The sequence below is a fragment of the Bradyrhizobium prioriisuperbiae genome, assembly GCF_032397745.1.
GTDB classification, from domain to species: domain Bacteria; phylum Pseudomonadota; class Alphaproteobacteria; order Rhizobiales; family Xanthobacteraceae; genus Bradyrhizobium_A; species Bradyrhizobium_A prioriisuperbiae.
Genome location: NZ_CP135921.1, coordinates 7381096 through 7404905, shown reverse-complemented (window position 1 = coordinate 7404905; position 23810 = coordinate 7381096). Strand labels below are relative to the sequence as shown.

The following is a 23810-nucleotide window of genomic DNA, read 5'->3' as shown; positions in this document are numbered from 1 at the left end:
GACCGCACCACGGACAACCGGGCGTGCGCCGCGATGGATGACGATATGGTGAAGAACAGCGCGAACCAGGGCGGGCGGTGGGGTGGGCTGTTCGGCTGGCTCGGCACCGTCACAGGGCTGCTGGGGGCCACTGTGACGACCGGGACAACGCCGGCGGTTGCGCAGCGAAGTGACTACCGGGCCGCGGCGTCCGCACCTGCAGCGTGGCAGGCGTTCGCCCGGCAGTTGCAAGGCCGGTTCCAGCAACGCCTCGCGGCCGATGATGATGCCGCTCAACTGTTTCACGCTCAGCTCGAACAGCGCACCGGGTCCGGAGGCACCGCGCCGGTTGCGGTTACCGTACGCACTTGGATCCAGCCTGACGGCAGGATCGAGCGCGTAGAATTCGAGGGCCTTGATCAGGGTGCTTCAATCAACCTGCGCACGCTGCTCATCCGAGGCGATGTTGGCGCGCCACCGCCTGACATGCTGCAGCCTCTCCACCTGCGATTGACCCTTCGCCCCAACGACCAGCCGGCGCAAGGGAAATAGCATGTCGAAGGCCGCTCGCAGCTTGCCTCCGTTTCGACCGTGCTTCGCGTCCGGATGGCTGGTGGCATGCGCTCTGTTTGCCGGCGTTGTTCTTGCGCCTGTGGCCGCTTTTGCCGAGGCGTCGACGCCGTCGACCTCGTTCGATACCCGCTTTGCGGCGATCGAAGCGCCGCCGCAAGCCGATGATGCGACGCCCAAGAGACCATCCGATCCGCACAAGAACATCGAAAGTTCCGCAAAGGATGACGCGCCCGCGCTACGCGGCCTTGATGCACGCGCGCGTTATCGCGCGCTGATCGAGAAGGCGGTGACGGGGACGGGCCTTGCGCCGGAAATCGCGGAAGCGGTGATGGGCGTGGAAAGCGGCTACAATCCCGGTGCCATCGGAGGCGTCGGCGAAATCGGGTTGATGCAGATCCTGCCATCGACAGCCCGGATGCTTGGGTTCAACGGCTCGCTCGCGGATCTTGCGGGGCCGGAGACCAATATCCGCTATGGCACGATGTATCTCGCGCAGGCATGGCGTCTTGCCGGCGGCGATCTCTGCACTGCGGTGATGAAATACCGGGCTGGCCACGGCGAAACCCGGTTCTCCTATCTCTCGGTCAATTATTGCCTGGCGGTGCGGTCCAAGCTCGTTGCCCGCGGGTTCCAGGTCACGGGCAACGTTCCAGTCGCTACTTTCGGTCAACCGGGTGGTGGCGGCGGCAGCAGTTGCGGCCGCAGGTGCCGTGGCCTCGGTGGGTCGCAGATCGGAAGGGTCGATCTCGCAGCACTCAATACCCGGCTCAGTGCGATTGTGGTTCAGGTGCGGGGAGGGCGATAGGACCGCATTGATCTCGCCGCCGCCGGTGACCATTTTTCGGTAATTCGTCTTCGGACAATGTGGTGACGACCGATCGGCTCGCGAGGAGCTTTCGATGAGAACAATCATCTTTGCTACGGCAATTGCGGTCGTTGTGGTCATGCCCGCACAAGCGGAAGAGCGAACCGCGCTGCCGGAAATTATTGTCGGCGCGCCGCCGCCGAATGCCCCCACCGTGGGGCCGAGCGTTTCGCCCGGAGCGGGCGTCTCGCGCGGGTCGCCGGAGCGTTGCGACGGCGGGAGCGGTAGCGAGCGATCGTTAGGCTGCCTCAACCAAAAGCTGAAACAAGAGGTCAATCGCGTGAATCCGCCTGTAACAAATACGCCACCGATCGACGCCAAGTCTTCTGATCCGAAAATCGGTGTCGTGAACATTCCCGGCGTTCAGCAGCAATATGGCCGGAATTTCGGAGTTTCCGTCTATCCCTACCGGCCCCCTGCGCCGGTTTATGTGTCACCGCTTGGGCATCGATGAATGGGGATGGCGCAGGGCGGCCGTTCGCTTGAGGTCGCGACGGCGCGACACACAACCATGCGATTCGCCATGGACGGCGGTAAGGTGTGATGATACGCGGTTTGATCTTGCTGTGCGGGTTCACCGCGTTTGCCGCCGTGCCCGTGCGGGCCCAGTTCTGGCAGCCTGTGCAGATGCACGACCACGTCGCGCCGCAACCACTGTCGCGGTCTCCGGAGTCCGCCGGCGGCCGGCGTGAAAAGTCCGGCACGGCGTTTTTTGTCGATAATTCGGGATCAATGATAACGGCCCGTCACGCGGTGGAGGATTGCCTGCGGGTCGTGGTCGACAAGGAAGGCCGCACCCTTGCGGCACGTGTTGTCGCGCTGTCTGACCGATTTGATATCGCCCTGATCAAGGTACCCAGGACGCTCGGACTCGCGGCGGTGTTTCCGCGCAACGTCACCGCGGTCGCAAACCGCATGGTGTTCGTGTCTGCCTATGACAAGCTGTCGGGCATGCAGGCCGGCGGCGGAACCCTTGCCAATGCAACCGTCACGCCGAATTTCGGCGGTAGCGAAGCTGGTTATCTCGTGATCGATTCCAACGTCACGTTCGGCGCGAGCGGAGCACCGGTGCTGGATAGCCGCGGCCTGGTGGAAGGCGTGATCAGCCGCCGCACCATGGTCAACCGTGTGCTCGCGGTGGGGGCCGCCGAAGCCAAGACATTTCTTGCCGGAAATGGTGTCCGCTTCGACGAGGACGACAGGCCTCAGCTAGCGGGCAGTGCGTCGCGTGCGAACCGCGCCGCTTCGATCTCGGCCCGTGTCACCTGTCTGCAAAATTAGACGTTCAAAGTCGGGATCTTCCCGCCTTGCTCTTAATCTTCAGGTCTGTTGCTCCAATGCTCATTGTCAGTTCGCGGTTCGGAATGCGGTGGCGGCCGATCGTCGTGGCGCTCGCGTTATGTGCCGGGTTCCTGCTGCATCCGGCTTCTGTGTCGGGTCAGAGTCTCGACTATCGTGACCCGAGCAAGGCGCCGCCGTCGTGGGCGCAGTTTGCGAAACTGGTGCAGTACCGGTTCGAAACATGGATCGGGGCCGATAACGAAACCGCAAATCGGTTTCGTGCCTACGCAAGCGAGCGGGCCGGCAAGGACGACGGATTGCCGCAGTCACTGGTGGTCAAGGCCTGGCTCAATCCCGATGGTACGGTGGAACGGGTATCGTTTCCCGCGCTGAAGGACACCCGCGCGGATGCGGATTTGCGGACGATCCTGACGCGGGGCAACATCGGCGAAGCGCCGCCACCTGAAATGCTGCAGCCGCTTAATTTACGGTTTTCGCTCAATCTCAAGCGATAGCTGACGACGGGAGAGGCGGACCGCCAGCACGCTCGACGTGCCGGCGAACGATGAGCGCCGCCGCAAGGATGACGGCAAACAGAGCAGTATCTCACCGACGACGAGATTGAGTCGGTAGAGGGACGTGCATACGGATTGATAGCCTGGACTCATCACGGTGCGCGATTGCCGCGTGTTTCCACGCCTTTTTTCCGGGCGTGCTCTGTGTGCATCGCGGCGTCGCATGCGTCGAAATGTCGACAGCGAGTCGATATTTTGAAGTTTGTCATCGAGAATGGAGGCGGTGAAGTTGTTCCGCTGACTCTTAGTCAGCGGGTCCCAGGTTCGAGCCCTGGTGCGCCCACCAAATGCGTCAATCTGTCGCGACTGTTCATTCGTTTGAAAATCGAGACGACGGGGGGCCTTTCAAACGGCTTTGGCGAAGTTGTAAGCTCCCTACAACATCATGGAATGCTTGGATCGGAGGCCCTCGTACCCCACGCGACCGCTCCCCAAAGTGAATGATGAGTTGGAGCGCGAATAGTTTTAAAACTTTCCACTCCGACAAGCTGGGCTTTTTCATTGCGACAAACGTTCGCTTATCGCGGGAGGCACCTGATGCGCTTCAACCGCGCTTCCTGCTTGGCTCATCATCGTTGCCATGCGCGCCTGGCCGACTGTCACGCACCCCTCCCTTGGCTTCGAAAAGTGAGACTTTCCCGATGGCCAAAGTGACCAATGGGGAGGCGAGGGCGCGAGCCGCGTCGATGGCTCGGCGGGCGCCTTCTTTACGCCTACCGGGTTTGCCGGCGATTTTGCAATCGAGGCTGGTGCCGGGCGGACCATTAGTCTGTGCGCGGGCGCAATAGTGGTTTGCCGAACCGGGCGGCACGCCGGCGGTTCAAAAACGTTGCGCCTTCGGGTGCCATCGATGATGATCGCTGTCGACCATGCAAGGCACCAAGAACGGCGGCGTCATGAGCAGCTATACGCAGGCGGATCAGGTTCCCCAAAAGTCGGCTGACGACAACGCTCCGGCCGCTGTCGTCGGGACCGTGGGCATGTCACTGAATGAAAGCCCGCGCGTACAATTGTTGCTGCAAATGCGCCAGGAGCTCGATCGAAGTCGCGGGGTCCAATTACAACGTGTATTGCAGCGTGTCTTGAATCCGGGAAGGCAAGATGCTGACCTGCCGCGCGAGGCCCGGCATGTGGTGCAGCACAGGGACAGCCGCGCGCCGCCGACGCTTGAGAAGAATGACGGGATCGCTGTCGAGGCAGACAGGGGACAGGCGGCCTTGCAAACGAAATCAGTCGACCGGAACGCCTACGCGCTGTCGTCGGTTGCGCACGGTCTCGGGACCATCCAGCTTATGGACCCCAACGATATCAAAGTGGGGCAATGGTACGAGATCGATGATGTCGTCGGCCCAAGATATCTCAAGACACGACGATTTCCTCTTGGCGGGGACCCAACCTGGGAATTTTACGCGCAGCCGTTGGGCCTGGCGCGAGGCGAGACGCCGCTGGTCATTAGAGATGCCGATAATATCCTGAGGCGCGTCGAAGAACCGCCGGCCGTACGGGCGCAGGAGTGGGGAAGGGGAGTATCAGATCGCAAGATTTTCGGCCTTGATGGCAAGAACAAAGACGCGGTCATGGCGGCAATCAAGGTGGGATACCGCTGCTTCGACGCTGCCAAGACGTATGGTTTCAGTGTCGGTGATTTGGCGGCCGCCTGCGAGGAAGCAGGATTGGCGCGGGGAGACTTCAAGGTCGTATACAAGGTCGGTCACGCTGCCACCAAGACGTTCATCGAAGATGTCATCAGGGAAGCTCTGGAGCGCTTGGGTTACATAGACATTCTGATGGTTCATGAGCATACCGAGGATCTTGCGGCGAACATTCGAGCAATCAACAAGTATATCGCGATGGGCCTGGTGAAGGCAGGCGGCCTTTCGAACGTGTCCGGTGATGATTTGGATGGCATAGATGAATCGGAACTGGAACATATCATCATGCTTCAGGATTCATTGGAAACCATAAAGGCCGAAACGCAGGTGGGCAGCGGATTGCGCGCCCGCGACAAGCTCGAAACCGCCGGCAACAAAATCATCGACAGCGTTTATGGCCTCCGTGCCGGTCTTGCTTTTACGTCGGAGGAAGCCGAGCAACTGCAAAAACTGGGTGTCAACGAAACCCAGGCGCGGACGATCTGGGCGTCGCATTACGGTTTCGGCGAGGTGGCGAGCTCGAGCAATCCTGAACGCATCGCGCAAAATTTTCAGACACCACGAGTCGATGAGTTGGCGGTTGAAGCGATTGTCAGCTTGATTGATGGGAAGCTGAGCGCGCCGGCGCAGGACGAACAGGACCTCGATTGGCAACACCCAGCTCTCGGAGAAATCTACCAGGCTGCAATGACCAATGCCCAGGGCAATAACCTGCACGGATTCTTCATCGCGCTATCCGAGATAGTCCCGCGTCATAAGGGTTTAGAAAGTTGGCTATCTACGATCTGGCAGCTGAAGCTTACGGCACAAAATGACTCCCTGAATAAAATTTATGATAAAATAACCTGGCAAAGACTCCTTAAAGGAGATCCGGACCTGGGCTACGCGTGCAATAGCAGCGATCTTCTTCGTGCCATCGCTGCCGATGTGAAAAGAATTAATGAAGGATAGCATAGTTTGTCGGGGTTTGCTCGGGGAGCCGCTTCCCAAGACCGGCATGCTCGAGCCAGCCGTGACGAAATAGTTGCGTCTTCAGGCGCCATCGATGATCATAGCTGCGGATCAGGCGCGGCAGCACGGACGGGTATCGTGAGCGGCTATGCACACGCGGATCGGGCGCAGGCTCTGCAACAGTCAGCCGACGGGAGCGATCCGGCCGCTGTTGCCGAAACTATGGGCGTGTCGTTGAACCATAGCCCGCGCGTGCAATCGCTGCTGCAGATGCGGCAGTCGCTCGATCGAAGCCCGCGTGTCCAGTCACAGCGCGTGTTGCAGCGTGTCCTGAACCCGGGAAGGGCGACAGGTGCTGCCGATCGTTCCGCATCTGATGTGGCCGGTAGTCGAGACGATAGGATCGTCCAGCGGACCATCTCATATATCCCCCTCAGCAATCGCGTCGAATTCTTCAACGATGCTGCGGAGACACAGCGGTTTCTCGCTGAATATACGCCCCGGCGTTACGGGCGCATCGTCAGCGAGTGGCAGTTGCTGCATCCCACTGCAGGTTCCGAGGTCTTGACACAGCAAATCGTCGCCGCACTGCAGGTGATGATCGACGAGCATGATGACTACCGCCTCGACAGCGGAGATTGGTCTGCGTTCAAGCGTTTTCTCGACCAACTGCGGGCTCTTCTCGGTCTCGGGGAGGAAAACATGCAGCTGGATCCGGTTGGATTTCCAGCCACCGATGTGCGCGGCGAATCCGCTCCGGAGATGTTCGATCCACCGTCGGTCGAGCCGGACACCGTCCCATTCTGGAATGCGTTCAATGAAAAGCATGGAGCTAACCTTGTCCCGCTGCGAAACCTGATCGTGGAACTGAGCCAAAAATGGAGAGCAGGTGAGAGCTCCGATTGGGACGGGACGATTTTCCGTGAGGCGTTGGAAAGGTTCAGTGAACGCGCCGGGTACCAGTATTTCCCGCCACTGGGGGTGGAACAATCCGAGCCGATCAAGAGCTTGTTGCTGGGCCAAGACACCGCGACCGCTGTGGATCCCCCGATTCCTGCACAGGACATCTCTTCCGATGCGGCGCGCGAAATCGTTATCGCTCTCGATGGATATGCAACGGCCGGAGTGCAGCAGATCCCAAAGCGGGACAAACCGGAGATCGATCTGTCGGGGGAGCGCACCGCGATCCTTGTCCGGGCGGTTAGCGACATTCTCGAAAGTTACGGCGTCAAGATGCTCTATGCCACTGCTTTCCATGGCCACGATACGAGGGCGCTCGACAACCTCCGGAACGCGCGGCTGCACCATGCGACAGCGCGTTGGGGCAACGCCAGTCCGGAAGCCAAGGAGAGTGCTGCGGAGAAGGCGTTGCACTGGACCATGTCCAGCATCCCGCAGGTCGAACATGTGTTGACCCAGGTGCAGCAGCGATCGCATGGGGAATCCTCCATCGGCCGTGTGCGGGAGGCCTATGCGCAAGCGATCTGGAACGAGCGCGAGAAACCGGGCGTCAAGGCCATCCTGGCCAAGCTGGCCCAACTTCGATTGAGTTGGGGCCCGATCACCTATGGCCCGGATATCTACATCGAAGCCGACAAGACCAAGATCTCGCTTGAGGACCAGTGGGAGCTCTATCAGACCTTGATCCACGAAGCCCTGCATAGCGCCGAACATCCGGCGTTCGCGGACTTTCTCGCCAATGCACTGCCTGAAAGCATCGAGTCGGACGTGCGCGAAGGGATCGTCGAATATCTCGCGCGGGTGATCTGGGCACGCGTCATGAGCAACGTGGTTGAGAAGACGGGTGCAGGGACGCCGCCATCTGCCCAAGGTCAGCTTGCGACCACGAAGGCGCGCATCGCAAGGATCAAGGAATCGACCCACTATGGTCCGCAGGTGGAGATGATGCAAAGAATCGTCGCGCTGCTGGATAGCGGTGAGAAGCGACTGGAGGCGGCTTATTTCTACGGCAATGTCAAAGCGCTCCTTCCCCGCATGGTTGAGCCGGTTGCGACATCGGAGGAAGACATGTCGGACGAGGACGACGAGGGATCTGACGACGACAGCATGTAAGAAAGGCCCTGTTGAGCCCGGCCCGTTCCGGGTCACGCATCGCCTCTCAGCTCAGGAACTTGCCGTCCTTGTGCAACTCCCGTCTCACGCCGTAAATCATGTCTTCTGCAAGGATCAGTTGCGGGCTGCGCGTGACGGCTTGCAGGCAGGCATAGCGCAGCACATTGATGATGCTGCCGCCTGATAACTCGTATTCTCGCGCTAGTTGTTCCAGGTTCACGTCGGACGCGAGGTGATAGGGCTTGTCCCTGAAGTTATCCTCCCACAGGCGCAGCCGCTGCTCGGCATTCGGCATGCGGAACAAGGTGACGGACTGGAAGCGCCGGGTGAAGGCCTCGTCGAGCTGGGTCCGCAGATTGGTGGCGAGAATGACGACGCCAGGAAAATCCTCGATCCGCTGCAGCAGGTACGACACCTGTTGATTGGCCGCGCGGTCGTTGGCGTTGCGCGTTTCTGTGCGCTTGCCGAACAGGGAATCCGCTTCATCGAAGAACAGGATCCAGTTCTGGTGCTGAGCATGGTCAAACAGGCTGGCCAGATTTTTCTCGGTCTCGCCGATGTATTTCGACACCACCTTGGACAGATCGATGCGATAGACCGGCAGCCCGGTCATCTTGCCGAGCAGGGATGCGGTCAGCGTCTTGCCGGTCCCCGGCGGTCCATAGAACAGGCTGCGGTAGCCTGCCTTGAGCCGCTTCCTCAGCATCCAGTCGTTCATCAGCATGTCGTGGTTCTTCACCCACGTGATGATGTCCTGCAGGTCCTGCCGCGTCGCCGCGTCGATCACGAGATCGTCCCATTCGAACGGCGTGGTGATGAGCTGCGCCGGAAATTCCGGACTGTAGGGTGGCTGAAAGGAAAGGCCGGTGGTGAGGCGCTCGACATACTCGGCGGTCAGACGCAGCGCGGACGACAGCGGCGGCTCGTCCTGATGACGGTGATCGAGCACCATGATGTTGTGGCTGCGGAAGTAATGCTCGCTGCTGAACAGATGATGGAAGCGCAGGCGTGCCCGGGTGTTGCTGCCCGCCAGCATGAACATGGTGGTCTCGCCGGTGGGCAGGAACCCGCCATGGGATTGACCGGTGAGACCGCCAAACTCCGTGAAGCGGCGCTGGACCGATTGATTGTGGATCAGGAAGGGATCGAGGATCTCGGGCTTGATGTGCGGGATGTAGGCGAGAATCAGGGCCAGGCGCTCGGCGGCGCCCATCTTGAAGGCCTGGATGACGGTGGCATAGGGCGCTTTGCTGCGTGACAGGGACGGGGGCGCGATATGGTCGAGCGGGTCGGGCCCGGCCGTTTCCTGGCCATGATGTTTGAAGCGCGAGTCCAGGATGTCGCGGAACCAGGCGATTTCGCGATCGATGACGGCGGCGTTGTCGGCCAGTCTTTCGGTGCTCATGACGTTACCAGTTCACATGAAGGGGTTCCGGCATCCAGGCGTGAAACAGAATGGAAATGCTCCATGGCACCTGATCGACCAGCACGTCGACGGTCTTGCGCTGAACCCGCAGTTTCCAGCCGTCATCGAGGCGCTGCAGCTTTCCCTCGCGCTGCAGGAACGTTTCGCGCAGGCCGGTGACCGAAGTGCTGGCGATGATCGGCCAGCTCGCGATCATGGATTTCAGCAGCGACTCGCACAGCCTCGTCTCGTCGTCCGTCGGCGTGATCTCGCGGGCGACCGGCGTGGAGATGGGCACCCCGCACAGAACCTTGTTGAGTACCAGCAGCGGCTCTGGTGCCGCGGTGCGTCCGTCGACCAGATACTGCAACAGGTGAACGGCTCGCGAGATCGCTTGCCGGTCCCGCAGGCGCGGGCGGCCTTTGTCGTTTTGCCCCAGCAGGTCAAGCTTCTGGAACAGGTGCGGCAGAAACGGGCTCGTCAGCACCAGGCCGGCATTGCCGATATAGATCGGCTCGCCGCCGGCCCGAGCGTCCTCCGCAAGGAGGCTGAAAGCGGTCTTCGTGTTCAACCGATTGCCTTTCGGCGTGGCGGGACGCAAGTGGGGCGCATTCGGTGGTTTGCCGGTGTCGTTGGCCGGCGCTTCAGCGGCTGAAGGGTCGAAGGCGGTAGTGGCTTTCGAGATGCTGGGGTGGGTCCGGCCGAGGGCGGCGACCAGCTGGGTGTGGCCTGCGGCCTGGGCGAGGCGGCCTGCCTGCACGAACCATCGTGCGGCGAAGTCTTCGGCGACGGCGGCGCTGCGCGCGAGAAAATCGGTCACGAGTTGCTCGACGGACCTGTCGGCGCTCTGGTGTTCGGCTAGGAAGTCGAGCAAGGCACCCCAGAGCTGCGCGTGGGGGCTCGCAGATCCATGCGGTGCGCTCTGCCGCCAGGCTGCGACCAGAATCTCCGCGGCCGTCAGCAGGGCGTGGTGCTGCTTCGGCTCGATCAGATAGGCGAGCCGCGCCAGGGCCGAACCTGGCAGGACTTGGATCCATCGTTCGCGTTGCCGCCGGTCGGCGACAGCTTGTCGGACGACATCGGCGACCTCATTCATATTGGAGTCGAGCATGCGGCCGAGCGCATAGGTCAGCATATCGGCGGAAAACCGGTCCGATCCCGCCGCGTCCGCTGCTCCGGAAAGGTCCGGACTGTCGTCGCGTAGAAAGGCGAGAACGGCGTCTTCCAGCCTGGGGGTGGCATCGGTCCGCGAGGGGCTTTGCGTCTGCGCAGGGGCGCCGAAATTCCATTGGTCGTTGGCGATGATCGCGGCAAAGGAATCCGCTTGCGTCGCCAGCAGCGGGCTCGATTGTCGCCATAGGGGGAGCGCTCGCGCGAGCGCTGCGCGTGCCTGGTCCGGCAGCGGCTCACCAAATAACACGTTTAGCAGGCGGCGCAGGAAGTCTGCCGTGAGCCGCCGGCCGGTGGCCAGGCTCAGTACGCCTTCGAGCAGCAGCTCACCGTGGATTGGATCGGCGTCGAAACGGCGACCCGGCGACGGCGCTGCAAGGGAGCGAACGATGGCGTGCAGCACTGCAGCCTCGGCCGGGTAAAGCGCGTCGATGACGGCCTGGAGAACGTTCGCGGAATCCTGCCGCGCCAGCGCGGCGCGCAGGTCCCGCTGCTCACCGGCCGCCTGGAGGAAATCCCGGGCATCGTCCGGATCGCGCGTCATCAATGCCTTCAGGAGCGTGGCCGTTGTCGGTTCGGCGGGCAAGACATCCGCGCCAGCACGAAGTCGTCCGGTCAGCACGGATTTGATGGCGTGAGGGGCGGCGTTCGACAAGTCGTCGGCGAGGATCGGCCCGACGGCGGCCCCAGGCGCGGATCTGGAAGTCAGTTCATCGAGGTCGACGACACGGCCGTCGAGCATGGCGGCGATGACGCTCGCGTAGAAGACGCGTCGATCGTTGGCTTGGTCGGCGAAGGTCATCAGCGACGAGCGGAAGGGGCTGTCCGTTTCTCCCGGCGGCGGGAGCAAGCGCAGCAGCAGTGCGAGCAGAGTGTCCTCGGGTAACGCGTGTGCGAGGCGCGTGGCCATGATCGCCTGCTCGCCGACCGGGACGCCAGCGACGATTGATTGTAGCGCGGCGGGTGACAGCCGGAGGAGATCGGCAAAACTGCGCTCGACGGTAATGTGGGTGTCTCGCAGGAGCGCGGCCCATGGCAGCAAGCCGTATCGCAGCACATAACGCAGGGTCTCGGCCTGATCGTAGGCCGCGAACGCGCGAATCGGGGCGCTGATCAGGGCATGAGCGCGGTCATCCCGCGCTGGCACCGAAGAGCTGGACTCGTCCGGCAGGACGGCCTCCACATCGGGGCGCACCGCAGCGACGATATGACGATGCATCGCTGCGAGGTTCAGGCTTCCGGTGGCGTGACCGAGCAGATGGTCCAGGGCGGCGACCCACAGCGCATCTTGTGTCGCCGCCGCAGAGCCGGCGGGTTGTTGGTCTTGGCTGATGCGCCCGATCAAGTCTGTGATCGCCGCTTGATGTGCCGGCGCCATCAGCGCCAGCAGCTCGGCCGGTTCCATGTCCAGGAGCAGCCGGTTGATGAGCGCCGAGAGGGGAAGGCCCGCCCGGCGTGCAAGGCGCCGAAGCAGATCGGCGACGCTGGTCACACCCGTGGTGGCCGCTTCAACCAGCAGATCTCGCAGCCGGGCGCCGGCGTCGGCAGCCTCCCAGCCGGCCAGCATTCGCCGGTGGGACAGATAGTTGTCGAGATCGCTTTCATGGTCGGCCTCGACCTCTGCGTCACTCCGCGACGGATCGAGGGGCCACAGCACGCGGTCATCGGCGAGCTCGCGGATGATGCCCAGCAGCGAGGATGCGGGGGCTGGATGGGCCTCGACCGCCTGCAATCCCAGCTGCAACGTCCGGGACAAATCGGCAAGGTCGAGACCTTCGCGTTGTGCGATGTCTTTCAGCAGCGAATGCACGAAGCTCTTGCGGTTGAACTGCGTGCCTGGGTCGCGCACGACGTAGGTCAAACTCAGAATCCACAACAGCTGCGCGAAGCGATCGTCGGTGAGCGGCATCAGCGGGGCGGCGCGATGGGCCCGCCTGATGTCGGCGAGGTAGGTGAGGATGAGCGCCGCATGTTCATGATCGAGCAGATTGAGCATCCGCTGCAGCGTTGCCTCGCTGAGCGCGCCGACGAGCCGCTGGATCAGGCCGCTGCGCGCGCCGTGCCGGCGGATGAGGTCGCGCAGACCGTCCGGCTCGGCTTGCAGGAGCTCCAGCACCCGCTGTTCGGTCGACCGGGCCGGGCCGGAGGACGGCCACGTTCCATGCAGGAGAAACTGCGTGAGAGACGCCAATCGCGAAGTCGCGCCGCCGTGCCCGAGCGGCGGGGCGAACTCTCGCGCCCGCTTATCCCAAGCTTCCGCGGTCGCCTCGTCCCGTGAGCTTTCGGTATCCTCCGCAGATAGCTCTTGCAGCAACTCATTGAGGACCGCGGGTAGGGAAGATGTCAGCGATTGATGCCGTTCCGTTTCATCCAGGCCGCGCTGGAGTGTCTTGACGAGGTCGCCATAGTCGAGCGTAGCGGATTGCGCGACCCCTTCCAGCAGCCATCGCAAGAAGCTCTTGCGATTGAAGTGCGATCCTGGATCGCGGAGCACGTAGCTCAGAACCAGAACCCACAACAGCCGTTTGAGTTCATCGTCATGCAGGCCCAGCAGCGGTTCGATACGATGGATGTGCCGGAGATCCAGCATATAGGCCAGGATCAGGGCGGCATGCTCGGGCGCGAGCAAATGCAGCAGGCGTCCGATTGATGTCCCATCCAGCTGCAGGACAATCCGTTCCAGAAAACGCTGGTCGTGTGCGTGGCGTCGCATCATGGCGACGAGGTTGGCCGGATCGCGGCTCGACAGTTCCAGCACGAGTTCTTCTGCCGAAAATGTTTGGCCGCTGGCCAGGAATTGCAGCGTCCCACCCAGCAAATAGTGCTCAAGCAGATCGAGCTGGGACATCGTCTCCGGCTGCACCCGGACATCTGCCGACGCGTCATTGGAGGCGCTTCGCAGCGCCTGTTCCACGGCGTCGCGCAACGCCGGATAAAGAGCATCCTCGATCGCCTGCTCGAGATTTTCGATGGGCAGATCGCCGAGATCGATGTCGAGCCGCGCGATCTTGATGCGCTGGCCGAACGGCGCAAGCTCGTCGAGCACCCGTTCGATCAGCGGCAGGATGCGTCGCCGGTTGATGTCCGCGATGCCGGGCTGCAGCGCCAGCGCCAGTGCCTCGCTGTCAACGTCAAAGTCGAGGATCTGTTGCCGGATCATATGCCGCACGTCTATGGCTCCCGCGCTTCGCCAGCGTCGTCGGCATCACCTTGATGCCTTGCGAGAAAGCGGCGCAGACGCCGCGAGGTGACGACGATGCTCTCCCTGTCTCCGCGCCGAAGCGCCCACCGCCAGGCATCGTACAGCGTCTTGAAATGCCGCATCTCCCGGAAGCGCAGGAAGCAGTAGTCGACCACGATATGGGCAGGGCTGTTCTGCCGGATCACCTCATGGACCCATCTTCGATAATCATCAGGGTCGACCCCGTCATCGGGGCTCGCGAGCACGGCCGTCATCGTGAAACTGTAGACGAACGGGGTCGGCTCCACCTGCTCGCCGTGGTGCGGCTTCGTGTCTGGCTCGTCGAGGTTGCCCTCCCAGCGACCGAACCGCAACAGCGTGTGCTCGACGATGTGGAGCTCGTGCGCGTGGCGGCAGAGCTGGCCTGCCAATTCGATCAGCTGATCGACCACGATGCGCGCCCGCTCCTGATCGGCATATCTGCCGACAAAGTACCACCGGGTCTGGTCGTGCGACCTGCACACGACGGCGATGCCTTCGCGTCCCGGCAGCGATCCGATCCGGCAGTTTCCAGGGATTGCGGCGGCACGCAGGAAATCTCCCGTCACCTTTTGCCCGCGCAGGGGTGAGGGATGCATGGCGTCGTCGCGTACGACCCTGGGCTGCTCGTCCACCGACGGTGGGGCGACGGACGTGTCCTCGGTGAAGTCCGTGTCGTCGCCGAGCGGCCGGCCGATCGAGGCCTCGGCGTCGGAAGCCACAATCTCGATCGCCAGCTCCACGAAAACATCTTCGTGCCTGTGAGACTTGTGCAGGTCCATGCCGAGCTGAATGCGACTCTTGATTTCCATGCCGGCGATATTGGCGGGCGATGCAGGCGCGAGGTAATCGAAGCCACGTCCGCGGCCGCGTGTGCTCGCGACCAAGCGATGCAGCAGCGCAAGCTTCGCATCCATCTCCTGCTGACCTGCTGCCGGCTGCTGCCCTCCATTGCGTCCGTCTTCGGCGAGCGCCAACGAGCCGAGCGTTTCACCACTCAGCGCGAGCAGGAAATCCAGAAAGCGATTGCGGCGCGCGATCACCGGGTCCTGGCTGCGCACGATGGCCGCAAGGCCGTCGCGGTAGTCCGGTCGCAACAGCGGCTCCACGTCCGGAACGGAGCGATTCAGGTATTGATAAAAGTAGGTTTGCGAAAGATCCCGCTCGGTCGAGAACAGATCCTTGGCATGGCTCAGCTGAGCGAGAAAGTTGGCGAGCAGCTGATCGTAGACCAGGAGATAGCCCTTGAGTTGCTTGGCCTGGGCCTGGCGCGTCGGCGTGGGATCGTCGGGAAGCCCATTGCTGTTGATTCCGTATGTGTTCGGATACTGGTTCTGGATCGAATAGTACGACCTGACGTCGTGGTAACGGCCCTGCGGAACGGCAAAGTGTTGCAGATATTGCGGCATCAGCGGGTAGGTCCGCCGATAGCCGGCCCACAACCGGTCGAGCTCGCGCCGGACCCGCGCCGGATCGGGTTTCACCTCGATGCCCTTTCTATACAGTCGAATGGTGTAGCCATCGCGGCTGGGACGGGTGTCGAGCTGCGGGATGTCCTTGGCCGGCACCGGAATCAGCTCGCCGCCGCTGTAGCTGTGGTCGTCGTCGCCGACACGCACCCATACGTCGCGTAGGCCGGTGACGCCCGGCGTGCGAACCATCACGCGAACGATGCCCGACACCGGGATCTCGGCGGCCTTCGGCGTAAGCTGATCGTCGCTGATGAAGCCGTTGCGCAGCAGCGGGCCATTGAAGACGGCATCCGTCGTCATGCCGGCGGCCAGCAGGCTGTCCAGCGGGCGGCGCCGCAACTCGGGCGCGAGGAAATTGCCAAGATTGAACAGCAAGGCCGCGAGGATCGATTCCGGCGTGCGGCTGTCGTCGATGCTCGCCGCGGCGCCGACGCGCATCACGAGCGGCTCGAGAATGTGGATGGCGTAAACGTCCTCGCAGAGATTGCGATGCCGGCAATAGACCCGTTCCGTCCGCGCGCTGATGGCATCGGGCTGGAAGTCCCCGTCGCATGCGCAAGGATCGGCCCCAGGCGCGTAAAGCGCGATATCGTAGAGGCCGTTGACGGGCTCGGCGTCGGTCACAGGGTGGGGCGTCAGCCAGGCATTGGCGACGCCCTCGACCCGGTCCACGATAAGCTTGCGGTAGTCGTTCTGGGTCAGGGGATTGCACGGCAGGATGCGGCGCGGAACGAATAGCGCCTGCCGCCGGGTATCGATGCGGCCGCTGCGGGGATCGATCAGCAGTGCATCGAGCGGGAATTCGGCGCGATAGGACAGGTCGGTGAGCGCGTAGCAGAGCTGTTCGAGGGTGGTGACACCAGGGTCGTGCTCATTGTAATCGGTCCAGATGTCGCCAGCCAATTGCTGAATAAGTTCCGTACCCGCCTGCTTGAGCCAGGTGTAGTCGAGCCCCTTGTTGGCGGGCGTCGCAGGGTTTATCGAAGATTTCTCCAGGTTCATGGCTCTCTTGACGCTACGTTCGGCACTACTGAAATTTATGCAAATGACCGCCTTTAGGCTCAACTTTCCGCATGTTGAATGATCAAACTGAAGTGCGCCCTGCTATTTCTGCTTGCTGCTTCCGTATCTGAGATGCTCGTCGATCCGCCGATTTCCGAGAATCAATCGCGCTCCCCTTTCTTCCTCTCTTTTCAGGGTTTTTTTCACCCTGGAAGTTCGGGGTGCATCATCCTGCTCTGATTCTTTCTTCGGGATCGGCGCTAGCCGCTCGATGTGTTCGCGCTCGCCGTCGCCCATCAAACGGTCCAGATCTGCATGAAACGGTTCAACGAGCGTATCACGTCTTGACACAAACGTCGGACGTCCCGGATCGCTCGCGCTTGTCCCAAACCGCCGTGCAACTTCGGCATCCAGGTCTGATTCTTTTCGATGCTCTGCGAGCGTCTTGATCGAGCCCAACCTGTCTGTTTGGGGTACGATGTTGGCTATGTCACGCGTCTGCTCGATCCCTTCAACAACATGCCGCCCGAACTCATCTTCGTCGCTGGTCGGACTGTTTGGTTCGTTCAGGATTGCTGGATTGAGACCATTCTCTGTCAACAGCTTGTTCAAGACCAGATGGTTGGTCCTTGAGGTCGCGTCTTCGAACGCGTGCACGGCTTCAAGAGATTCGTACAACGTGATAATGGTCGAGAGACGGGAGATACTGTCCCTGGAGAGATCCAGCGTCGTGTAGTAGGTATCGAATTGTTTCTGGATGTGTTTTACGAGGCCGTCTCGTGGTAGCGGGACATGTACGGTTAACCCGCCTTTTGCGAGATCCGGCGTCAAATTCTCCAATCCTTTAGCCTTCAGGGCGTCCAGCTGTTTCTTGCTCGCGCCCGGAGGGAGTGCCCAGGTTGCGTCTCCCTTCCTCAATCCCTGTTTTGAGGAACTTAATCCCTGGGCGGCCAGTGCCTGGATGTGAAGGTATTCGGCGGCGTTCATTTTCGTATTCAATCGCGCGCTGACGAACGCGTCGGCGTCCAGGAAGGCCTTGTAGTGATCTCCGGTCTTGGTGAGTTCGTCGTCCGGACCAAGCTTCCGATAATCGTAGTATTGGCCAGGATGCTTGATCGCGCCGCGCTCGGCCGCGGCGAGCGCGGCTTTGTGGTCTTTGGCATCGATAAATTCGCGCCACTTCTCTGTTCCAAGGGCGTCGTATCGAATGCGAGTTTCGACCTGATGGTTTACGTCGCCGATGTCGGAGTAGACAATTGTCTGCCGCTCCAGATCCTGGACGTAGCGATCCAACATCTGCACGGGTGTCGTCGATCCGTAGCGACTCTCGAGGAATGCCAGCAGCGCGGACTCGTTCTTGATGGGGCCAACGCCGGTTGCGATGGGATACGCGATTTTGGCCTGAACAGGTGACGAGCTTGACGATACCTTGTTCTTGAGCTGAACGCTGGCCGGTTGCCTTTCTGACGAAAGCCTGCTCCCCATCTGGTCGGCTTCGCGCTCCAGCGCGGTCTCGTCGTTGACCTGGACGCCGTTCTCCATCTGCAGCGTCGGCTGAACGCGCCCCTGCCTCTGCTGCACGATGTGCCAGGCTTCGTGAGGCAGATGCTGCTCCTGCCCCGGCGCAACATGAATGTCGGACCCTTGCGCGAAAGCCAGCGCCTGCAGCTGCTTGGGTTGTGGCGAATTGTAGTGGACACGGACATCGTCCATGGCGAAGCCGGACAGGTTCTCCATGCCGCTCTTGAGGTGGTCGGGCAGGCCGGTCCGGTTGGGTTGCGGCTGTCGCTGCGCCGGTGCGGGCTTCGCCTGCACGAGCTCGTCGTCCGAAGATGCCTGGCGCTGGACCGGCCCGCGCTTCGCCTGCAGAAGCTCGTCCTCGTCCGAGACCACATCGCTCTGATCCAGCGCGAACTGCCCCTGCACCGGCTCCTCGTCGTCGACCTGATCAAGACTGTCGCCGCCGCTTTGCCGCTGAACCGGCTCGAACTTGCCCTGCATCAGTTCGTCGTCGTCAGGCATGGTCTCGCGCTGAACCGTGCGGCTGGATAGCGCGCTCGACAGCTTTCTCTGCACCGCCACGCTCGGGCGCTGGTTGAGCGCCTCTCCAAGCTGCATCTGCGCTTGCACGGCGACACCGGCGTTCAACTGCTGCGCGAGTTTCGTCTGGAGCGTCGCCGCGGGCGTCTGGTCGGAATGAGCCGCGTTGTCCCCTGAGCGCATGGCTGTATCCCGGGCCGGTCGACCGGTCTGCGCGATCCGAAGAAAGTCAGGCATGATTAGGACTCCCTTGTTCATTCATCATCAATCTGACGCCCTTGCATCAGCCGGGGGCGCTCTAAAAGTCGATCACCATCTTCTCTGACATCGGCACCGTTGTGCCCTTGGGAAGCGGTTTGACGGGCTCAATGACGGAGACCGTCGCATCGCTGCCATACTCCGCCTGGTAGGCATGCTTGAATGACTGCTTCTTGGTCTTGCTGCTTCCATACATGTCGTACACTGCATCCACGCGGGTTCTCGAGATCGAGCCGGAGGTCGGTGCGGTGGTCTCAAGCGTGACGCTGTCGTTGCCGTCCTGGGCGACGACGGTTGCACCGTGGAATTGCGGGCGGGCCTCCTTGCGCTTGTATCCTTGCCGTGCGATCACAAAACCCTCCAGCAGACCGGGATCGGCGGAGGCTCCGAGATCGGTTTCCTTGCCGAGTGTTCTGTTGCTCTGGTCGGAATCACCAAAGAACCGCGTTGACTTCGTGCTGTCGCGGAACGCCGAGAGCTCGGGCGCTCCGTATTTCAGCTTCTCCCCGTGCATCAGCTCCTCCATGGCGGCGACGCAGTCCTGGATCACGTCGAACGAGGGCTTCCAGACATCGTAGTCCCGTCCATCGATCACCGCCGTTTCTGACGTCTTGGTGCTTCGTTCGACGTCGTTGCCAGGCCGGGCATACATTTCCGACAGGTCTTCGCCGGTGACATAGCGACCATACTGCGACCGTTTTCCGCGGAAGCTGCCTTCACTCACATAAGTGTAGCGTTGGACAATCGAGCGGCTTGAAAGGTCCTGGGCGGCCTGTCTCTGTGCCACGACTGCGGGACACTGATTGAGCGACTGCTTCAGTTGCGTCATCGCGCTGGCCGCAGCGCTCTCATTCATGGCCTGGCGCAACTGTGCCGTGACAGCCGGCGTCACGGCCGCGTGCGACAGATCGCTCCTTGCGGCAGCTCCGGTCGATTGCTCAGCCTGGCCGCCGGATCGCAATACTGAGAATGTGTGCATTGTTGTCTCCACTTTGGACCTGCCGATGAACGCACGACGATCGTCATATTGCCTTGCGACCTCATCTACATTGCCGCGGGTTCAGTATTGACGGCTTCGATGGCATGTTGCTTGGCGGATGTGAGAAAGTACCATTCCAGGTTCTGGGGTTGTGGATGATAGTCAAACGCGATTGAAACAACGGCATCGACATAAGCTCTTGTTTGCACGAACTCGATGATCTCGTCCTCCGATGCATAATTGCCACCTTTGGTGGCGCGGGCCGCATCGTAGAACCACGGTGACAGATACTGCACGAGCTCCGTATCGAGACGGCGGATGCACGCACCCGGATCTTCGTCCTCAGAGAATTGAACCTTCGCGGTCACCGTGATGCGGACATAGATCGGGTTGCTCACGCTCAGCTGGACGAAGGGGCTGGTGGCCGCGGCGAGGCTGGCGCCGATCTGCGCCAGCATGTCCGCACTTGCCAGTGGCGCCGTCGGATCGATCACCTCGATACTGTCAGCGCCGGGAACGACCACCACGAGCACATCACCTGGGGCGGCGCCTCGCCGCATGTTGCGGGCCGCAAGCGTCTGGACTTTCCAGATGGTCGGAAAGGCTTCGAGCACCAGTCGCTCGTAGTCCCAGCCGAGGATCGCGCGATCCTTGTGGCGCAGCCGCTCCCCCATCCATGTCTGGAAGCTGCGTCCGGTTTCCGGCGGGCGTCCACCGAACGACTGCATCGGCTGGTCGATGGTCGCGACATAGGGAAGCTCCTCGACGGATGCCTTGATGGTGTGCGGCGGCAATGGCTGGTTGAGGTGTTCGAAGCTGCCGTTATCCCTCCAGGTCGCCAGCAGCGCGTTCGGATAGATATGGCTGGTTTCGGGGAACAGCGACGCGTCCGCGGCGACTGCGGCGCTGAGCCATTGGCAATCGGCGCCGAGCAGGGTGTTGTGGCTGGCCTGATAGGTCGGCAGGTTGAGTGCGAGCACGCCGGAGTTCTGCAGGCCGTTGGTGCCGTCGGTCAGGATCTGGGCGGGCTCGAAGCTGGCCCACTGACTGCCGCGCAAATACTGCCACACGACGGATGGAGCTTTCTCGAGCCAGCCCACGGCGCCGGCCGCCGTCATCTGGAACAGCAGCGTCAGCGGCTGCGGCGGATCGAGACCCGAGAAGCCGATGTAAAGGTTTCCTTCATAGGAAAAATGGGGCAGCAAGGCCGGTGGGACAGGTTCAGGCGGCGGCTCGCCATAACCGTCGAACGGCATCAGGTAGAAAAAGCGACCGGTGGACTTGCTGTCGCTGCCCGGTGTGCCGGTGCAGGCAGCGGAATAGTCCACGCTCACGCTGTCCGCCTGCGGTATCCATGGCTGGTTCGGATACTTGAAAGTCTCGCAACAATCGACGTAGGGCTCCGCCAGCTTGGCCGCGCAGGATTCGAGACATGACGTCATCATGCGCCGATAGGCTGGGGGCGGCTCATTCTGAGCATCGAGCTCGCAGGCCTCGATGCTCAGAACCGCTTCGATCAGCATCGCGCATTTCTTGAGGCATTCGCCCAGCACAGGTGCGAGTGCGGGATCGAGCGTTGCCTGAGTGGTCTCGATCCAATGCCTGATGCCGGCTGCGGCGTCGCTCTTGGACGGGTCGCTGAGGGCAGCAAACGTCTGCTGCAGTTGATCGATCCGTTGCGCGCCGGGGATGGTCTCCGCTTTGGTCAGGCATTCCAAGATGCAGGCGACGGCCATCTCCAGCAGCGTTTTCAGGCATGTCACCAAGCCCTGGGTGATGCATGCCTGGAATCCGTCGACGGGTGTTTTCGCGCAGGCCTCGAGGCATTGCAGGATCAGCTGGGAGGCATCCCACAGCTCCTTCCATTGCTGACATTTGGCCGGTGGCGGTGGGGTCGTGGGCGGTGGGGTGGGATCGGGAAGATCGTCGATGACGGCTTTCAGGACATTCTGGGCATAAAGATCATCGCCAAAAGCATAGGGCGGTGCGGTCAGCTGAACGCGGACGGCACTGTCGGCCGCGTTGTAGTAGGCCGGAGGGGTCTTGGCGGTGACCGTCAATGAATCGAACCGCGTCGATGGACAAAGCGGCTGGGCCGGAAAGGTGTCCGCGCAATCGGGCGTCGTGGAGACCTGGCTCTTGCTGCGGAACAGATAGAGCAGGCCGCTGTCACAGGGAGACGGCGTGGCGCTGCCGGATGTCCCATCGCTGAGCTGCCAGCTCCCCGGGTTGACGACGCAGATGCCGACACGAAAGACCTGATTGTTGAACAGATCCGGCTGCGGCGTGCCGTTCAGTCCGAGTACGTAGTCGCGATACCAGCCCTTGAAGCCATCGTCGTTCTGCGGCAGGCCGAACCACTTGATGGTGACCTGCAGTGTGTCGAGGGTCTTGGCGAACAATTCCAGATGGCGAATTTCCAGGAACGATCCCAGGACCACGGGAGAGCCCAGCAGAAGGAAAGGCTTGCTGACATCGACCGGCCCGTCGGTGTTGGAGACCTGCAGCGCCGACAGGCTCTTGACGTCGGTGCGAAGCTCCCAGCCGATGAGGTCGAGCTCGGACAGCAGCGAAAGCGGATAGATCCGCACCTGGTTGGGATCGGAGCCGATCGGAATCAGTTCCTGGTTGAGATAGGCCTTGAGTGTCGGCAGGGTCGGATCCGGATTGGCGCTTTCGGTAGGCGCCGTCGCCGACGGGGCCGCGCCGCCATCCGCTGACGCGGCCGGGTCATAGGCCACGATCGGCGGCACCGACGCGGGCAGCGTGATCGTCAGCGCGAAGCCCGGGTCACCGGCTGTCTTGTCGCTCAGGAGGATGTCGTAACGTCCTTCGATGCGCTGCCAGCCCGTTGCGGTCGAGAGATAGAGCGTGAAGGCCTGCAGCAGCACGTCGCGAAAAACCTCGGCGGGCGTCAGCTTGGTGGCCTCGGCGAGCTGTTCGAGCAGCGGGGCCATCCGGGCGGCCGAGCTCTGCGAATAGCTCAGGCGCAGCGTCACCACGCGATCACCTCCCGTCAACAGCAGGTATGGCGAGGCGATGGCGAATCCCATCGTCGCAGGTGTCGTGACCGTGATGTCCGTGGCGCCCGGCTGGGTCTCGCCGAACGTGCTCCAGGCGCTCGTGCCGGTGCCGGCAGCTGCTCCGCTCGCGTTGCCGGTGGCGATGTCCGTGCCGAGCACGCGCTGGATGACGGCGCGGGGCGGTGCGGCCGGTGGCGGCGCGGGCGGTAACAGGGGGCCGCGGGTGACCCGCAGGGTGCGCAGCTTCGCGATGCTTGCGCCCGTCACGAGCAGGCTTTTGTCGGCGGCGAAGAGAATGTCGAGGCCGTTGGGGTCACGCCCCGCCACGAACAGTGTGTTGCGTGGAACGCTCGTGCTGGTGACGCCCTGATCGGCTGCTAATGTGAAGGTGAGATGTACGCTGTCCGGAACCGCCGGACGGAGGTCCTCGCGCAAGATGCCATGATAGTAGAAGTGAATGTAGCGGCTCGATATCGTGTTGGCCGTGGCCTGAGCCGTCTCAAACAGCTTGGCAAACGCGACGTAGAGCGCCGTCTGGGGCGTGTGGTCGGCGTCTTCGAGCGACGCGGCGAAGCTCGCTCGCGCGGAAGCCTGAAGATACGACAGCGTGTCAAGCGATTGCGTGAAGATCTCGTTGACGGCGGGGCATGCATGATCGATCTTTCGCTGCCGCGAAGGACCGCGATAGATCGAGCCGTCGGAGCCGATCCGTTGCAGCTGCCAGATCGGCAGGAAGTCGTGCAGGTCGAGAGGAATCGACTGGCCCAGCGCGTCAGGCAAACCGGCCCCCTGGGCATAGGACGTGAGCAGGCGAAGCTGCGGGCCGAGCGAATTTTCAACGGCGGCGGCGATCTGGCGGCGGAGCTGGCCCGCCGCCTTGCTTTGAGGGCGTGGACCAAGTCCGATCAGCCATCCGTTGACTTGCCTGGCGAGCCGCACGATCGTCGCGAACATCTGCTGGAACAGATCGAATTTATGCGCGAAATGCCTGGCTTCCAGTGTCCGGTGCTCGAGATCGAAGAAGACAGTTTCGGCATTCGCGAGGCCGATTGTCTCGATGCTGGCGAGGGCGATGGTCGGATCGATCGCAAAGAAATCCACCCAGTCGCCGTCGACCTCGTTTGCCAGGTCGTAAAAATTGATCAGCCGGCCGAATGAGACGGAAAACTCCAACAGCTCGGCGAGGCTGCGGTCATCGACATTCGCATAACCGTCGCGCAAGGCCGGCAGCCAGCGATCATATTGGCTGGTGGCGCCGTTGATGACGATTTTTCCCGCGTGCGTGCTCATGA

13 protein-coding genes are annotated in these 23810 nt (G+C 62.0%); 7 read left to right on the top strand and 6 right to left on the bottom strand.

Annotated elements, in window-relative coordinates; all coding sequences use genetic code 11:
- Window positions 1–33 precede the first annotated feature (33 nt).
- The 7 genes from RS897_RS34645 (at window position 34) to RS897_RS34615 (ending at window position 7949) form a co-directional block, all read left to right on the top strand.
- Window positions 34–531: a hypothetical protein gene (locus RS897_RS34645; protein ID WP_315833168.1), complete on the top strand. Its 498-nt coding sequence runs from the start codon at window positions 34–36 to the stop codon at window positions 529–531.
- A gap of 58 nt (window positions 532–589) precedes the next feature.
- A complete protein-coding gene (locus tag RS897_RS34640) occupies window positions 590–1357 on the top strand; it encodes a lytic transglycosylase domain-containing protein (RefSeq protein WP_407654586.1) in 768 nt (255 codons plus the stop codon).
- Between the two features lie 94 nt (window positions 1358–1451).
- The gene (locus RS897_RS34635; protein WP_315833166.1) at window positions 1452–1871 is read left to right on the top strand and encodes a hypothetical protein; all 420 of its coding nucleotides are present in this window, start codon (window positions 1452–1454) and stop codon (window positions 1869–1871) included.
- A gap of 89 nt (window positions 1872–1960) precedes the next feature.
- Window positions 1961–2698, top strand: coding sequence for a S1 family peptidase (locus RS897_RS34630; RefSeq protein ID WP_315833165.1), 738 nt, complete (start codon window positions 1961–1963; stop codon window positions 2696–2698).
- 83 nt (window positions 2699–2781) lie between these two features.
- The gene (locus RS897_RS34625; protein ID WP_315833164.1) at window positions 2782–3213 is read left to right on the top strand and encodes a hypothetical protein; all 432 of its coding nucleotides are present in this window, start codon (window positions 2782–2784) and stop codon (window positions 3211–3213) included.
- 929 nt (window positions 3214–4142) lie between these two features.
- Window positions 4143–5876 carry an aldo/keto reductase gene (locus RS897_RS34620; protein ID WP_315833163.1) on the top strand — a complete coding sequence of 578 codons (1734 nt, stop codon included), beginning with the start codon at window positions 4143–4145 and terminating at the stop codon, window positions 5874–5876.
- Between the two features lie 138 nt (window positions 5877–6014).
- Entirely contained in the window at window positions 6015–7949 is a 1935-nt protein-coding gene (locus RS897_RS34615) for a hypothetical protein (protein WP_315833162.1), read from the top strand.
- A 46-nt stretch (window positions 7950–7995) separates the two neighbouring features.
- Here the strand turns inward: RS897_RS34615 and RS897_RS34610 are convergent, their stop codons facing one another.
- The 6 genes from RS897_RS34610 to RS897_RS34585 all read right to left on the bottom strand — a co-directional run bounded on the left by RS897_RS34610 (window position 7996) and on the right by RS897_RS34585 (window position 23808).
- Entirely contained in the window at window positions 7996–9354 is a 1359-nt protein-coding gene (locus tag RS897_RS34610; protein WP_315833161.1) for an ATP-binding protein, read from the bottom strand.
- 4 nt (window positions 9355–9358) lie between these two features.
- Window positions 9359–13684, bottom strand: coding sequence for a contractile injection system tape measure protein (locus tag RS897_RS34605; protein ID WP_315838836.1), 4326 nt, complete (start codon window positions 13682–13684; stop codon window positions 9359–9361).
- 11 nt (window positions 13685–13695) lie between these two features.
- Entirely contained in the window at window positions 13696–16218 is a 2523-nt protein-coding gene (locus RS897_RS34600; protein WP_315833160.1) for a hypothetical protein, read from the bottom strand.
- A gap of 102 nt (window positions 16219–16320) precedes the next feature.
- On the bottom strand, window positions 16321–18495 hold the full coding sequence (locus RS897_RS34595; protein ID WP_315833159.1) for an eCIS core domain-containing protein: 2175 nt from the start codon (window positions 18493–18495) through the stop codon (window positions 16321–16323).
- Window positions 18496–18556: 61 nt separating this feature from the next.
- Window positions 18557–19495 (bottom strand): hypothetical protein, encoded by a 939-nt coding sequence (locus tag RS897_RS34590; protein WP_315833158.1) that lies wholly within the window; start codon window positions 19493–19495, stop codon window positions 18557–18559.
- Window positions 19496–19560: 65 nt separating this feature from the next.
- Window positions 19561–23808: a baseplate J/gp47 family protein gene (locus tag RS897_RS34585; protein ID WP_315833157.1), complete on the bottom strand. Its 4248-nt coding sequence runs from the start codon at window positions 23806–23808 to the stop codon at window positions 19561–19563.
- Window positions 23809–23810 lie beyond the last annotated feature (2 nt).